At 69.7% G+C, this 13,559-nt stretch carries 16 protein-coding genes and 2 pseudogenes; 6 read left to right on the top strand and 12 right to left on the bottom strand.

The annotated features are described in order from the left end of the window. The 5 genes from VXC91_RS35800 to VXC91_RS35820 all read right to left on the bottom strand — a co-directional run. The coding region (locus tag VXC91_RS35800) for an ABATE domain-containing protein (RefSeq protein ID WP_329511526.1) at positions 1 to 418 on the bottom strand (418 nt) is incomplete at its 3' end. A 131-nt stretch (positions 419 to 549) separates the two neighbouring features. Beyond that, positions 550 to 828 carry a hypothetical protein gene (locus VXC91_RS35805; RefSeq protein WP_329511527.1) on the bottom strand — a complete coding sequence of 93 codons (279 nt, stop codon included), beginning with the start codon at positions 826 to 828 and terminating at the stop codon, positions 550 to 552. Continuing rightward, positions 813 to 1,439 (bottom strand): alpha-amylase family protein, encoded by a 627-nt coding sequence (locus tag VXC91_RS35810; protein ID WP_329511528.1) that lies wholly within the window; start codon positions 1,437 to 1,439, stop codon positions 813 to 815. The genes VXC91_RS35805 and VXC91_RS35810 overlap by 16 nt, the downstream gene beginning before the upstream one ends. Position 1,440: 1 nt before the next feature. Continuing rightward, positions 1,441 to 1,671, bottom strand: coding sequence for a hypothetical protein (locus VXC91_RS35815; RefSeq protein ID WP_329511529.1), 231 nt, complete (start codon positions 1,669 to 1,671; stop codon positions 1,441 to 1,443). Positions 1,672 to 1,819: 148 nt separating this feature from the next. Next, positions 1,820 to 3,037 carry a saccharopine dehydrogenase C-terminal domain-containing protein gene (locus VXC91_RS35820; RefSeq protein ID WP_329511530.1) on the bottom strand — a complete coding sequence of 406 codons (1,218 nt, stop codon included), beginning with the start codon at positions 3,035 to 3,037 and terminating at the stop codon, positions 1,820 to 1,822. Positions 3,038 to 3,164: 127 nt separating this feature from the next. Here VXC91_RS35820 and VXC91_RS35825 point away from each other — a divergent pair, with 127 nt between their 5' ends. Further along, positions 3,165 to 3,884: a TetR/AcrR family transcriptional regulator gene (locus VXC91_RS35825; RefSeq protein WP_329511531.1), complete on the top strand. Its 720-nt coding sequence runs from the start codon at positions 3,165 to 3,167 to the stop codon at positions 3,882 to 3,884. A gap of 147 nt (positions 3,885 to 4,031) precedes the next feature. On the opposite strand, the gene VXC91_RS35830 is transcribed toward VXC91_RS35825, so the two are convergent. Next, positions 4,032 to 4,223 carry a hypothetical protein gene (locus tag VXC91_RS35830; RefSeq protein WP_329511532.1) on the bottom strand — a complete coding sequence of 64 codons (192 nt, stop codon included), beginning with the start codon at positions 4,221 to 4,223 and terminating at the stop codon, positions 4,032 to 4,034. A gap of 378 nt (positions 4,224 to 4,601) precedes the next feature. On the opposite strand from VXC91_RS35830, the gene VXC91_RS35835 reads away from it, so the two are divergent. The 3 genes from VXC91_RS35835 (at position 4,602) to otsB (ending at position 6,660) form a co-directional block, all read left to right on the top strand. After that, complete coding sequence (locus VXC91_RS35835; protein ID WP_181923236.1) at positions 4,602 to 4,742, top strand: hypothetical protein; 141 nt, start codon at positions 4,602 to 4,604, stop codon at positions 4,740 to 4,742. 587 nt (positions 4,743 to 5,329) lie between these two features. Next, on the top strand, positions 5,330 to 5,638 hold the full coding sequence (locus tag VXC91_RS35840) for a lamin tail domain-containing protein (RefSeq protein ID WP_329511533.1): 309 nt from the start codon (positions 5,330 to 5,332) through the stop codon (positions 5,636 to 5,638). 143 nt (positions 5,639 to 5,781) lie between these two features. After that, a complete protein-coding gene (otsB, locus tag VXC91_RS35845; protein WP_329511534.1) occupies positions 5,782 to 6,660 on the top strand; it encodes a trehalose-phosphatase in 879 nt (292 codons plus the stop codon). Here otsB and VXC91_RS35850 read toward each other — a convergent pair. The 3 genes from VXC91_RS35850 to solA form a co-directional block, all read right to left on the bottom strand. Then, a complete protein-coding gene (locus tag VXC91_RS35850) occupies positions 6,642 to 7,313 on the bottom strand; it encodes a hypothetical protein (protein WP_329511535.1) in 672 nt (223 codons plus the stop codon). The genes otsB and VXC91_RS35850 overlap by 19 nt on opposite strands. A 527-nt stretch (positions 7,314 to 7,840) precedes the next feature. Continuing rightward, positions 7,841 to 8,038 (bottom strand): hypothetical protein, encoded by a 198-nt coding sequence (locus VXC91_RS35855; RefSeq protein ID WP_329511536.1) that lies wholly within the window; start codon positions 8,036 to 8,038, stop codon positions 7,841 to 7,843. Beyond that, positions 8,039 to 8,989 carry an N-methyl-L-tryptophan oxidase gene (gene solA / locus VXC91_RS35860; RefSeq protein WP_329511537.1) on the bottom strand — a complete coding sequence of 317 codons (951 nt, stop codon included), beginning with the start codon at positions 8,987 to 8,989 and terminating at the stop codon, positions 8,039 to 8,041. It abuts the gene before it with no gap. Between the two features lie 68 nt (positions 8,990 to 9,057). Here solA and VXC91_RS35865 point away from each other — a divergent pair. Then, a pseudogene (locus tag VXC91_RS35865) lies at positions 9,058 to 9,159 on the top strand (DUF1330 domain-containing protein); the annotation flags it as partial. 21 nt (positions 9,160 to 9,180) lie between these two features. On the opposite strand, the pseudogene VXC91_RS35870 reads toward VXC91_RS35865, so the two are convergent. Then, positions 9,181 to 9,276 (bottom strand): annotated as a pseudogene (locus tag VXC91_RS35870) (hypothetical protein); the annotation flags it as partial. Between the two features lie 446 nt (positions 9,277 to 9,722). On the opposite strand from VXC91_RS35870, the gene hemC reads away from it, so the two are divergent. Continuing rightward, positions 9,723 to 10,658: a hydroxymethylbilane synthase gene (gene hemC, locus VXC91_RS35875; protein ID WP_329511538.1), complete on the top strand. Its 936-nt coding sequence runs from the start codon at positions 9,723 to 9,725 to the stop codon at positions 10,656 to 10,658. 117 nt (positions 10,659 to 10,775) lie between these two features. Here the strand turns inward: hemC and VXC91_RS35880 are convergent, their stop codons facing one another. Further along, positions 10,776 to 11,966, bottom strand: coding sequence for an acyltransferase family protein (locus VXC91_RS35880; RefSeq protein ID WP_329511539.1), 1,191 nt, complete (start codon positions 11,964 to 11,966; stop codon positions 10,776 to 10,778). 347 nt (positions 11,967 to 12,313) lie between these two features. Continuing rightward, positions 12,314 to 13,231 carry an SGNH/GDSL hydrolase family protein gene (locus tag VXC91_RS35885; RefSeq protein WP_329511540.1) on the bottom strand — a complete coding sequence of 306 codons (918 nt, stop codon included), beginning with the start codon at positions 13,229 to 13,231 and terminating at the stop codon, positions 12,314 to 12,316. Positions 13,232 to 13,559 lie beyond the last annotated feature (328 nt).

The following is a 13,559-nucleotide window of genomic DNA, read 5'->3' on the forward strand; positions in this document are numbered from 1 at the left end:
TTTGCTGGGCCTGGAAGATCTCGATCAGGGCCAGGGCGGCCACCCGCCGCCAGCCGGTGCCGCGCGGTTCGGGGTGGACCTCTCCGCTCCCGCCGAGCTGCATGGCGATGGACGCGGTGCGCAGCGGGGGAAGGGTGTCGTCGCGGCCCTGGCCGGCCGCCCGGCGCAGATCGTCACGGAAGGCGCGAAGCTGTTCCTGGTCCCCGTGGTCGAGCTCGATACGCGCCATGGAGGTGCCGGTTGTCCGGCTCCACTGTTCCAGCGCCTGATCGAGCCAGGCCTGGGCCTCGGCCAGGTCTGTGAGGAGGTCTCGTGTGCGCGGTTTGCCGGCGGAGATCGTGTTCATGAGTTCCTGCACGAAGGCGAGCCCGCCCGGGGCCGACTCGATGGCGTAGCGAACCGTGCCCGACCCGCTCATCCGGATCACTTCCCATGGTTGACGTATGGCGCACCTTGCAACATAAGTATACGTCTTTTGGTTATTATCCTAGTGTGACCTCCCTCATGGTGGCGCATCGGTGCGGGAGCAGCGCAGAACGGTCTGGTCCTTTACTTGAGTGATGTCTGTCCCTCGAGTCGACCCTGAGGGACCGTGCCCGGCCAGGCCGCGGCGACCCTCCGTTGTGGGCTGAGGGAGAGCAGGTGCCAGCGCCAGGCGTCGCGCTCGACGAACAGGCCCGGGTCGACGAGTTCGTCGCCGTCCCGGACGTAGGTGTTCTCCTCGAGCAGCTCGGTCAGTCTCCATGACCGCCCCCGAAGGTCGCTCCAGGGCAGGGCGACCCGCCCCCGGGCGGGCCGGCCGGAGAAGTTGATCATGTCGCAGCGCACGCCGTCCGCCTGGTCGCCGATCCCGACCAGCGTGTCCACGGCAGCCGCACGCAGCTCCTCGCTGAATGCGTTGAGCTGGACCACGTCCGGCCACGGTGGGAAGTACGGGTCCCGGCCGCGGGCGAACACCTGTCCGCCGCCGCCAGGAACGACTCCGGAGCGCGGGCCAGGTCATCCGGGGTGCCCCTGACCAGACGGCCCGGGCGCTCGGTGAGCCAGGGATGGTCGGGGGCGACGTGATTGGGCACATAGTCGAGCATCAGCCGCACGCCGCGAGCGGCGAGTTGCCCACGAGCCGCGGCCGGCCCCTCGGGCCCGCCGAGTCGCTCGTCGACGACGTAGTTCCGCACGCAGTACGGGGATCCCACGATGTCCTGGCGGGTGAGGTCGGGCAGGGCGCGCCGAAAAGAGGCGAGCATCGCGTCGTCGCGCAGGGTGATCCGCAGCCCGGCCGGGCTGCGTTCCCACACGCCCATCAGCCACACGGTGTCCACACCGGTGCGCGCGACCTCGTCCCAGACCTCGCCCGGAACGGAGCCCAACGAGACGGGGCGTTCGAGGCGTGCGCTCAACTCGCCAAGCCAGACGAAGGCGTTGATCTCATGGATCACGTCATGACAGAGGCTCCTCCCGCAGGGCGCCCCAGTCCCCGGATCCCATGAGATGGAACAGCGTGGCCGTCACCGCGGCGAGTCCGGTCCAGCCGGTCTGGTGGGAGGCGCCGAGGCCGGCCCCCAGCGGATGCCGTGAGGCCACGACGGCGACGGCCGGATGGCGCTCCACGAACTTTCTGGCTCCCGCCGCCAGTTCCGGGAAGCGGCGGTCGGACCACCCGCCGATCACGCTGGTCGCTGCGGCATCGGGACGATCCGCCGCCGGTCGTCCCCGGGGCCGGCCCGTCCACGGTCCACCGAGGCGCCGTGATCCGGTCGGCCCCCCCCGCCGGCGGATCACGGTCCCGCGCGGCAGCCGTGGCCGGCCGGGGCAGGGATCACTGCTCGCGCATACCCCAGGGCGAGCCGTAGGCGGTCAGCAGGTCCAGGAAGGGACGGGCCGGGAAGGCCTCCGGGCCGAGGACGCCCACCCCGGACCAGTCGCCCGCCGCGAGGAGTTCGAGCGCCACGACCGGATTGACGGCCGTCTGCCACACCACTGCCTGGCAGCCGTACTCCGCCATGGACCACTCGTTGTCGACCACGTGGTACAGGTACACCTCGCGTGGCGCCCCGTCCTTTCTGCCGCGCACCCACGTGCCCGCACAGGTCTTGCCGCGCATGCGCTCACCCAGCGTCGCCGGGTCCGGCAGACAGGCGGCGACGACGTCCCGGGGCGCAACGGCGACCGGACCGCCGGCGCTCCGCACGGTCACCGGCTCGGTGCGGTCCAGGCCCAAAAGACGGAGCGTCTTCAACGTCTCGACGAACTCCCGTCCGAGCCCGTACTTGAAGGTGACGCGACGGGCGTCGATCCAGCGCGGAACCAGCAGCACTTCCTCGTGCTCAACGTTCACGCACTCGACCTCGCCGATGCCCTCGGGGAAGTCGAACACCTCGGGTTCGCTGAACGGCGCAGTGGTGAACCAGCCGCGCTCGGCCTCGTAGACGACGGGCGGGTTGAGGCACTCCTCGATGGTGGTCCAGATGCTGAAGGACGGCGCGAAGTCGTAGCCGTCCACGGTGAGGTTCGCCCCGTCACGGATGCCGATCTCCTCGATGTCGTCGAAGAGTTCGTCGGCCGCGTACCGGGCGAACACGTCCGACAGGCCCGGTTCGACGCCCATGCCGACCACGGCGAGCGCGCCCGCCTTCTCCCAGTAGGCCGACTGCGCGAACTGCGCGTCGCCGAGCTTGACGCCGCACTCCTCGTGCGGCCTGTCCGGATGCGACCGGGACAGCGACATCGCCATGTCGAGGTAGGTGGCCCCGGCGGTGCGGGCCGCCCGGAACAAGGGCATGACGAACCGCGGGTCGGTGGCGTTGAGAAGTACGTCGCAGCGGTGCCGTGCCAGCAGAGCGGCCACCGCGGCCTCGTCACCCGCGTCCACGGCCTCCGCGACGAACCGGCCGTCGTCGCCGAGGGCCGCCACCGCCGCCTCGGCCCGGGCCCGGTCGTAGTCGGTCACCACCATCGTCTCGAGGAACGTACGCCGGGCCGCGATACGGGTGATCGCGGTTCCCACACCGCCGGCACCCACGAGCAGTACACGCATGGCAGAACTCCCTGTCGGTCTCTCGGTCACTCGGAAGAAGACGAGGCGCGCCCTTGGCCGCAGATACAACGCCCGGTGGTGCCGTAAGGTCAATGGCGTTGGCATAAGGCATGGCGAGGAGGTTGTGGTGCCCAAGCAGGTGGTGTCCGAGGAGAGGCGGCGACGGCGCCGTCCCACCAAGAGCGGCACCGTGCTGTCCGAGAGCCTGATCGTCCACACGGCGCTACGGATGCTGCGGGAGCACGGCAGCGCCGGACTGACCGCGCGCCGCCTGGGCGTGGCGCTCGACTGCGATCCGAGTGCGCTCTACCGCTACTTCCGCGGCATGGACGATCTCACCCTTGCGATCGGTGACGCCCTCATAGGACAGGCGCTCCACGGCTGGCAGCCGACGGGGGAGTGGCAGGCCGATCTGCGTGCCGTCGGTCTTCGCATCCACGCCGCCTACGTCGCCCATCCGCAGGCGGCCCAACTGACCGCCGGTCGCGTCACCGGCCGCGCGCACGAGTTGGCAGCGGACGAGGCCGTCTTGGAGATTCTGCGCACGGCCGGCTTCCCGTTGCGCGACACGGTGCGGATCTATCACGCCTTCATCGACCAGACGCTCGCCTTCGCCGCGCTCGACTCGGCCTCCCTGGCCCTGCCGAGCGCCGCGCTGCGTGCCGACGAGGACATGTGGCGCTCCACTTACGCCCAACTGCCCGCCACGACTCACCCGCGCATCGCCGAGGCCGCCCCTCTCCTGGCCACCCGCATGGTCACCAGCGCCTATCCGACGGCACTGGACATGGTGCTGGACAGTGCGGCCGCCCGGCTGGAACAGCTCCGCCGGCGAGGCCGGACCTGATCGTGTGCCCCGCCGGCTCGTCGTTCGGCGTCATCCTGGGAGAGGGCGAGTTCGACCGGTTGCCGTGACCGTCTGAGCCGCCCCTTCGACTTCGCGGTGCGATCCGGAGTGGCCACCGATCAGGCAGCGGCGGCGTCGCGCTCGTGATCAGTCCTTCTGGGGCGTGTGGTGGCCGTCGTGCTTGATGGCGTCGGCTTCGGGCTGGCAGCTCGGGCAGAGTTCGTGCTGCCCCTGAGAGGTGACCACACTTCCCCAGCCGTTGCACATGGCACAGTCGACGGCCAATGCGGTGTCGGCGCGGGGAGCGGGATCGGGAGCGGGAGTCGCTCCGTGGATCATGTGACTCTCCTGGTGGTGAGCAGTCCCGGACGTGGGAGCCCTGCACTGGGCGATGTCTATTATTGGCCGTTTGATGCCCAGTTGTGCTTATTCGTGTTGACTTTACGATTACTTTGCATTCGGGGCGCCATTTGCTCGTGGATCAAGGGGGCTGCGGTCGACGGCGCAGCCGTGACTTCCGATCGCCGGCGCGCTCGCCGGCTCCCTGGTGTCCACCATGGTGCCGCGTGCCCACGATGCGCCTTCGGCGCAGTGCCACCCGTTCGGCCTACACGCTCTCGAGCCCTGGCGTGCGATGTACCCCGTTCGGACGCACGCTGAGGGTGAAGCCATTGCCGATGCGCCGCAGCTGTGAGCGCTGCTCCGTCGGGAGGCACCATGATCGTGATAGCCCTGCTTGTCCCGGTGGTGCTCCTGTTGATGATGTTCGGGCTGGATGCGCTGGAAAACGCCTTGTTCCCACCGCCTGAGCCGCGCTCACCGGATGCCACTGTGCCTGAGCAATCGGCACCTGAGTGAGGTACCTCTGCGCATGACCCCCGTCCATCGATGCCGTTGTGGCGACGGCCGGGTCGTGGCCGCCCTGTCAGCGGGTCGAGCCGGCCCGGCTGTTACTCACTTTCAGGTGACGACTGGGACGGTGCGGGGTGGCGTCGTGTGGCATGTCGGCGCCGCGAGGTGCGGTGTGCGCGGACTGTCGACGGTGAGAGAGCATCAAATTGCTACTTTTGCCATGTAAATGGACTATGCAGCCGAGAGTCATAGAAATATGCATGATTCGTAACACAGCATATGGGAGCACCGCATTCCCTGCACATGCGATCAAGGTGTGCATGTGCTGCTGACCGACCGCACAACACATATATCGGGCCGTGCCCCGGGCGTGCTCGCACCCTGCAGGGAGAGCCTGTGTCCGTTTCCACTGTGACCGCTCGTCATCTCGCTGCCGCCGCTGTTGCGGCCGCCGCCGTGGCCGCGACGGTTGTGCTGCCGGCATCCGCGGCCGACCACGGCCCGCGCTCGTACCTGCCGCGCATCGAGATCAGTGACATGCGGTTCGACGCCCAGGGCCGGGGCGAGCGCTCCAGCCGTTCCCTGAACAGGGAGTGGGTCGAGATCACCAACACCGGTCGCCGGGGGAGAACCTGGATGGGTGGACGCTGTCGGACGAGGACGGCCACACCTACACCTTCCGTCATTACCGCCTGGGAGGCCGCGCTGCCGTGCGTGTCCGCACCGGCTTCGGCCGCAACACGAAGACCGACCTCTACCAGGACCGTCGGCGCACGGTTTGGGCGGGCCGCTCCGGCACCGCCACCCTGCGCGACGCCCATGGCCGCTTGATCGACGCCGTCGCCTGGGGCGGTGAGCGCCGTCGTGACGGTGGCCACCGCTTCCACCACCAGACGCGCTAGGTATGCCGGGGTCCGCTGAGGCCCGGCATCGGCCCACATCCCGGCGGCGCGTGAGCCCACGCGGGCGTGCGCGCCGCCGACGGGTGGGGGGGGGCCCGTCGTACGCTGCCGGGTATGTCGGGCCCCGGCGCCGGCTGGGACGCGTGCTTCATTACGGGACCGTCGTTCTCCTCTTGGTGGCGTTGGATAGTCTCGGTGCTGTGACAATCGATCGTGCCGGCGCCGCGGAACCGTGGGCGTCCATAGTGGAGAAGACACGTACGTCGCCGTCCCGGAGCGGGTTCTACTTCGACTTCGATGGCACCCTCTCCCGCATTCAGATTGACCCGGCAACGGTTCTGCCGGTGTCGGGTGCCGTCGAGTCACTGACCCGGCTCGTCGGCCTGGTGCACGCCGTTGGGATCGTCTCGGCGCGCCCGGTGGACTTCCTGCAGTCGCGGTTCGGGGAGGTTCCCGGCGTGGCCTTGCACGGCTTGTATGGACTGGAGAGCTGGGAGTCGGGGACGGCGACATCTTCCCCAGATGCCGAGCGCTGGGAACCGGTGATCAGAGCACTGCTTGCCCGAGCCCGGGCAGAACTGCCGGGCGAGATCCTGATCGAGGACAAGCGGCTGTCCATGGCCTTGCACTACCGGCGGGCGCCTCAATGTGAGGACCGCGCACTCCATTGGGGTCGTGATCAAGCGCGCCGACACGGGGTGGTGCTCGAACAGGGACCGTACACGGTGGAGTTGAAACCGCCGGTCGATCGAGACAAGGGCACTGTACTCGCGCAGGCGATTTCAGGACTGAGGTGCGTGTGGTATTTCGGTGACGGCGCCCCCGACTTGGCCGCCTTCCGGGCCTTGGACGGCTGGTCCGCAGGCGCCCCGCACAGAACGGCGGTGCGTGTCGCAGTGCGTCACCCGGACAGCGATGGTGCACTGCTCCAAGAGGCGGATCTGGTTCTGGACGGCCCTGACGCCGTTCCCGGCCTCCTCGACGCCGTTTGTACGGCGCTGGATCACCGTCCCAAAGGGTAGACGTGACATTGCTGCAACTGCCCCATGTCCGGGGGCCGGTGACGCGCCACCTCGCTGTCCAGCGCCAGCTCGAAAACGAGACCGAAGCCGCCCGTACCGAACCGCTTGGCGAGTTGCCGCCAGTCCTGCCTCAGGGTGCGTATCGCCGCAGCCGTGGTCGCCTCACAGGTGCCCGCACAGAGGAACACCCGCGTCCCGTCCCAGTCCACAGCCTCGACCACGGCATACTCGACGTGTATGCCGCGTGCTCCGGGTTCCACCCGACGCAGCAGGGTGCGTTCCGTGTTCCCATGCACGGGACGGATGTGGACACCGCGCACGGGAACACCGTTCTCCTCGTCCATGTAGAACTCGAAGGCGAACGGCGCATGCTGGAGCATGACGTCGGTTGTGGTGTTGTACACCGGTCCACCGACCAGGACGGCGCAATCGGCCCTGCGCACCGAGTCCTTGATCTCCTCGGCTGCAGCCTGCCGGTTCGCGGCGAACTTCGACACCGGCATGCTTGCTGTGACCCGACAGCGCAGCGGCCGGTAGACGATCCGCTCGGGAAGACCAGCGGACTGCAGCAGCCGGACGACGGGATTGGCTTGAAGCGCGTCGGCGAGATCGAGCGCCTCCCGGTATTCCTGCTTGCTGATGGCCGTGCCCACGAAGCCTGCCCTTACCGGGACGGTGCCGGCGGCGCTCGCAGGTGCGATATCGAAACTGGGAACCACCACGACAACAGAGTTCCGCGAGGACGTACCGACTCGAAACAGCTTCCACACACGGCTGCGTCGTGACAGCCAGGCCAGCAGCAAAGCCAGGCCGCTTGCCAGGACTGCCAGCACGACAGCGCTTGCGGCGTTGGTCAGAACGTCGTGCACGAATCCCATTCGGCCCCCCGCCGTCGTCGTTCGCCAAGCGCACTTCGAAGGTCATCCTAGGCGCGCGCAACTCCGGTACGCAGCCCAGACATCAGACGTCAGCGGTCGATCGAGCCTGTCCCGCCCGGGCCGCGAACGCGCTCGGTGCGCGGCTTCCCGGGGGCAGCCCTCTCCTGGGCCTCACACACGTTTGAATTCGAACGGCACACCGCAGGAACCCATGGCTGGTGGGCTGGGTCCCGGCGCGCCAGGGCGCCCCACGGGAGCCGGTGGCGGCGCGGCGGCCGGGCCGCCTGCCAGGGCTTGCCGGCCTACCGGGTGAAGCGGTCGAGCGCGAAGGGTGCGAGGTCGAGGGTGGCGGTGCCGTCCGTGACCAGTTGGGCGAGCGCCTCACCGATCGCCGCGGAGTGCTTGAAGCCGTGGCCGGAGCAGGGGGAGGCGATCAGCACGCGTTCACGGCCCGGAAGGCGGTCGATGACGAACGCCTCGTCCGGCGTAACGGTGTACATTCACACCTGCGAGCGTGCGGCGCGAGCCGACACGCGTGGCAGTCGGCCACTGATCATGGCCTGGTGGAAGTCGGCCGCCTCGTCCGGGGCGACGGTGCGATCGAGCGTGTCCGGGTCGGGGGTACGGTGGTCGAGCTGTCCGGTGGCCACTTTCACCGTCGCGCCGTCGACGGAGGGGAAGCCGTAGAAGTACTCCTCCGCCCGGCTCACCCCCTCCCAGATGAAGGCGGGGAAACGCTCGGGGGCGAAGTCCTGCCCGGAGCCCTCGATGCCGAACCAGCGCAGGACCTGGCGGTACACGCCGAAGAGCCGGGCGAGGCCCGGATCGTCGAGCAGTCCCGCCAGCCATCCGCCCGCACACAGCACGACCTGGTCGGCCGTGTATGTGGCCGCGTCGGTGCGGACGGTCACGCCCGACGCCGCGGCCTCGACCGCGAGGACCCGCTCCCCTCGGTGCAGCCGCGCGCCGTACCGCTCGGCCAGGTCCAGTTGGGCGCTGATCGCGGCCTCGGGGCGGACGAAGCCCCCGCCCGGCTCCAGTAGGCCCACGCGGGTGTCGTCCACGCGGAACTGCGGGAAACGGTCCCGCAGCGCAGCGGCGTCCAGGATTTCGTAGTCGATGCCGAAAGCTGCCGCGGCCCTCTCGTGGACGGTGAAAGCCCCGGGGTCGGTGGCATGGTCGGCCAGGTTCAGCACACCGCATGCCGTGAGCACCGAAGCACCGGTCTCCGCCTCGATCCGCCGCCACCAGTCCTGGGAGCGCACCGCCAGCGGCGCGTACTCCGTGCCCTCCAGGGTCAGCCGGCGGGTGATCCGCGTCTCGCCGTGGCTGGAGCCGAAGGTGTGCGGCGGGCTGTGGCGGTCGATGCCCAGCACCACGATCCCGCGCCGCGCGAGTTGGTGGACCGCGGCGCTGCCCATCGCCCCCAGGCCGACCACGATCACATCCATGTCAGCCCCTGCCTCCAGCGCCCGCTTCCCTGCCCCTCGACCACCCTACAGATCCAGGTCAACCGGGTGAGATCGCACCGCTGCGCTCGCGGCACATTCAGGGGGACATCGTCCTGGTCCCCGGCGTCCCCGAGAGCTACGACCCGGCCGCCACCATTGAGGTTGATCGCGTCCACAGCACCCAGCGAGCGCATGAAGGTCGCCGCCTCGTGCAGTGTGAAGCCGTCGCTGCCACCGCTCTGGCGGCCGTCCACCGAGGCAGGGAGGTCAGCCCCTGGCGTCGACATCGGCCGTGGGGCGCGGCCGGCGGGCGTTCCCCCAGGCGTGGCCGAAGGACAGGTCCTGCGGGTCGACGACGGCCTCGGCCGCCGCGTCGATGCCGATGCGACCGCGACGGACGAGGTGGTCCCGCGCTGCGCGACGTTGCCGCCGTGGGTGCCCTCGACGGTGCCACTGAATGTGCGCGGATCGATGACGGCGACGTGCACGTTCTCCCGGTCGGCCGGCTGGTCGGCGTCATGACCCGGGTGATCAGAACCGGTGGGTGGAGCGGCTTCCGTGCTCAGCGGTGACGCCCCAGGGAACACTCGAAGAACAGAACGGCCGTCCGCGGCGATATGTTGCACATGGAAACCCTCAGTACGCGCCGGAGCACGGGCGGCCCGCCAGGCTCACGTGGCGGGCCTTCGCGATGCCGCTCGGCGGCCGATTCTGACGGGCTATCGTGTACGGCATGCCCGCGCACGACCTCATCCGTATCGTCTCCCGCGACTCGCCCATGGCCCTGGCCCAGGTGGAGCGCGTGCGAAGGGAACTCGACGCACTGCACCCCGGCATCCGTACCGAGGTCGTGCCCGTCAAGACCACCGGCGACATGTGGATGGGCGATCTTTCCCAGGTCGAGGGCAAGGGCGCCTTCACCAAGGAGGTCGACGCGGCACTCCTCGCCGGCGCGGCGGATCTGGCCGTGCACTGCGTCAAGGACGTGCCCGCCGACCGCCCGCTGCCGGCGGGGACGGTGTTCGCCGCGTTCCTCAAACGCGACGACGTCCGTGACGCTCTCGTCCATCCCGCCGGGCTCACTCTCGACGAACTCCCCGCCGGCACCCGCATCGGCACCTCGTCGGTACGGCGCATCGCTCAACTCGCCCTCTCCCGCCCGGACCTGACGTGTGTGCCCATGCGGGGCAACGCCAACCGCCGACTGGGGAAACTTGCCGCGGGTGAAGCCGACGCGCTCCTGCTGGCCGTTTCCGGCCTGGAACGCATCGACCGCCGGGACGCGATCAGCGAAGTCCTGCCGACCGAGACGATGATGCCGCCGATCGGCGCGGGCATCCTCGCCCTGCAGTGCCGGGAGGACGACACCGAACTCATCGACACCGTCAGCGGCCTCGGCGATCCCGACACCTACCGAGAGGCCACGGCGGAGCGCATGTTCCTGCACGTCCTGCAGGGCCACTGCAACTCCCCGATCGCCGGATACGCCAGGGCCACGCCCCATGGGGACCTCTCCTTGAGAGCCTGCGTGTTCACACCCGACGGCAAGACCGTGCTCAACGCACACGAATGGGCGGGGCGCCTCGACCCGGCCACCCTGGGCACGTCGGTCGCCGTCACGCTTCTGCGCCAGGGAGCACGGGAACTGATCGACTCCATCCCCCACTGAGCCTCCGGCGGCCCCGATCGGCGGGGCAAGCGGCGCGCCCGGCACACGAGTGAAAGTGCGACGTCGACAGACCGGCGTGCCGGCCCCGCCTCGGCGGCCGGGGCCGACCGACCGGACTCAGTCGCACGGCGTGGCCGGAGCGTCGGGCGCGGGCGGAACAGTCTTCGATCGGGCCGCCGGCGGCGTCGGCTGCGCCCCGGAGGGACGTCGCTTGCGCAGCAACAGCCGACGTGCGGGCTGCTCCACCGTCTCGTACAGGACCCAGGAGAGACCGAGGGACACGGCGAACGCGAGGGCCGTCGCGCCCAGTCCCGCCGCCACGCCGAAGCGAGGCGAGGTACCGATCAAGTTGGTGCCGGCCTCCAACACCAGCAGGTGCACCATGTAGAAGGCGAACGAGAGTTCCCCGAGCCGCACCAACCGCCGGTGCCGCCACAGGGACGGCAGGCCGCGCAGGTCCGCGACCGCCGCCGCCGGGATGAGCACGGCGAAGCCGATGACGGTGCAGGCCGTGGCCGGGTAGCCGGGGCTCACCTGCGGAACGAAGAAGTAGCCGATGACGGTCAGGGCGAGGGAGGCCTCCAGGCCGGGCCCGCGCCACCGCCCGAGGAGCACCAGCCGGGCGACGGCGGCGCCGAGGACGAACTCGGGCAGTCGCGCGGCGGGGAAGGAGTCCATGGTCTGGCCCAGCCAGTGCTGTGCGTCCGCCCAGCCCAGAACCAGTACCGCAAGTACCGATGCCCCGGCCACCGCCGCCGATCCCCGGGAGCCGAGACGCCGCAAGAGAAGGGCCAGCAGCGGGAAGAGGGCATAGAAGAAGGCCTCGCAGGCCAGCGACCAGCTGACCGGGTCCAGCGTCTGCCACCAGGGACGCCACCAGGAATGCACCAGCAGGACATTGGCCAGCGCCTGGCGAGCCGTGGGCTTGTCCTGATGGGCCAGCGTGTATGCCATGACCAGCGCGATCGCGGCGGTGGCCAGATGGACGGGATAGATGCGCGCGATGCGCCGCCGCCAGAAGGCGGGCGCGCGGTCGTTCGGCCGCGCGGACCACATCAGTACGAATCCGGACAGCACGAAGAAGAAGGACACTCCCGTTGCGCCGGCATCGAACGCCCAGGTCATGATGTGGCCGCCGGTGCCTGTGAAGTAGCCGTAGTTGCGGACGTGCAGTCCGAAGACCAGCAGCGCGGCCACCCACCGCAGTCCGGTGAGAGACGGCAGCATCGCCATCGAAGCGGCTGGAGGGGTTCTGGCGGTGGTCGTGGTGGCAGACGGCCTTCTGGTCACACTGGTCGCCGTCGTCATCGTCTCACCTGCCTGGGCGCGTTCGTGCTGAGCATGAAGGGGAACGTTGCCCGTTCCTCTCCTTTCATTCCGGTCCCGTAGCAAACATCACACTCAAGACGACCAGCATCGTGGGCCGCCGCATGTACGGGGGGCAAGGACACCCGAATGGCCGAGCAGGCGGCGGTCCGGGACCTGAGGGTGGGCGGGCCCCGGTCCGCTCCGCGCCCGGCTGCCGGGCGGCCTCGTTTCACCGGCCCGGTACCGGGCCGGTGAAACGAACGGGGGAACATGAGATCGGGTTCGGAGCCCCGGACATCGACGCGCCTCACCGTGGCGACCCGGCACTGCCGCGGTCGCCGACCCGCTCAGTCGCGTCCGCGCCCCTTGCCCAGGCGCTCCAGCACGGCTTGGGCCATGGCTTCCTCACCCCTGGCATTGGGGTGCGCGGGGGCCGCGGGCGAGGCCGGCTGCAGCGGCTCGATCCAACGGTCCGCGGGCGCCTTGCACATGTCGTGGCCGCGCGTGGGCGCATAGGTGTCGACGTACTCCGCACGGCTCCACCCGGCCACCAGGCGAAGCATCAGGTTCAGTCGCTCCTCGGTGTCCCGTAGATAGGGGAAGTCCTTCGACGCGAACGGCACCGAGGGATAGCAGCCGCTGCCGTCGTCGGGCAGGAGGTCCGGGTAGCCGACGACGAGCACCCGGGCGTGCGGCGCTCTGGCGTGTACGGCCCGCAGGACGCGTTCGACCTTCGGCGCGGTCTGCGCGATGGCGACCGTCAGCTGGTCGATCCCCGACGCGGCGTAGGAGCGCTGGCAGGGGTTTCCCGTCGGGTCCTGGGAGGCGAGGCGAACGCAGGTGGCGATGATGGAGCCGAAACCGATGTCGTTGCCGCCGATCTGCACGGTCACCAGATCGGTGTCGCGCCCCACCGCGTTCAGCTGGGGGCCGTTGGTGCCCTGTGACGTCCACATGTCCTGGGTCGTCGCTCCGCCGCAGCTCACGTCCTTGAAGACGGTCACTTTTCGCGCCGCTGCCACGATCGAGGGGTAATTGTGGTCGGAGCGGGCGCAGTTCGCGTCCACCTGCTGCGGAATGAGGGGGCCCGAGGTGTAGGAGTCCCCGAGCGATGTGTAGTGCGTGCCGTGGCCGGGTCCCGCGCCGTGCGCCGCGGCAGGCACTGCCGAAGCGGCGAAGAGGGCGCACCCGCCGAGCGCCGTCCCCACCGTGACCGGCCATCGGCGACGTCTCGCTGCTCGGTCCGGACGCGTGGCGTTTGTCATGACAATCCTCCCCCTGAGGCCGTGACGTCGCGCGGGGCCGCTCTCCGAGCGGCTCTCACGCGTTCGACTGGCCTTGTATACCGTCCGGTATGTCTCCGGGACCAGAGGCGGGAACCGACCGGCTGAGGGGGAGGCGGTGCACCGCACCGTGCCGCGGACCGTCACCGGAGGAGTCGGTCCTGGGCGTGGCGGCGCACGATCCGCCTTGCGGAGGGGCTCACGAGACGACGAGCGTCGCGGCTCGGGCGGGGTCCAGGACCCCGCCCGAGCGGCTCACCAAATACCTCCGAGGACGCCCCCGCCTTCAGGCCGGGGAGGAATCGGAGGT

Origin of the sequence: Streptomyces chiangmaiensis, assembly GCF_036281785.1 — a bacterium.
GTDB classification, from domain to species: domain Bacteria; phylum Actinomycetota; class Actinomycetes; order Streptomycetales; family Streptomycetaceae; genus Streptomyces; species Streptomyces chiangmaiensis.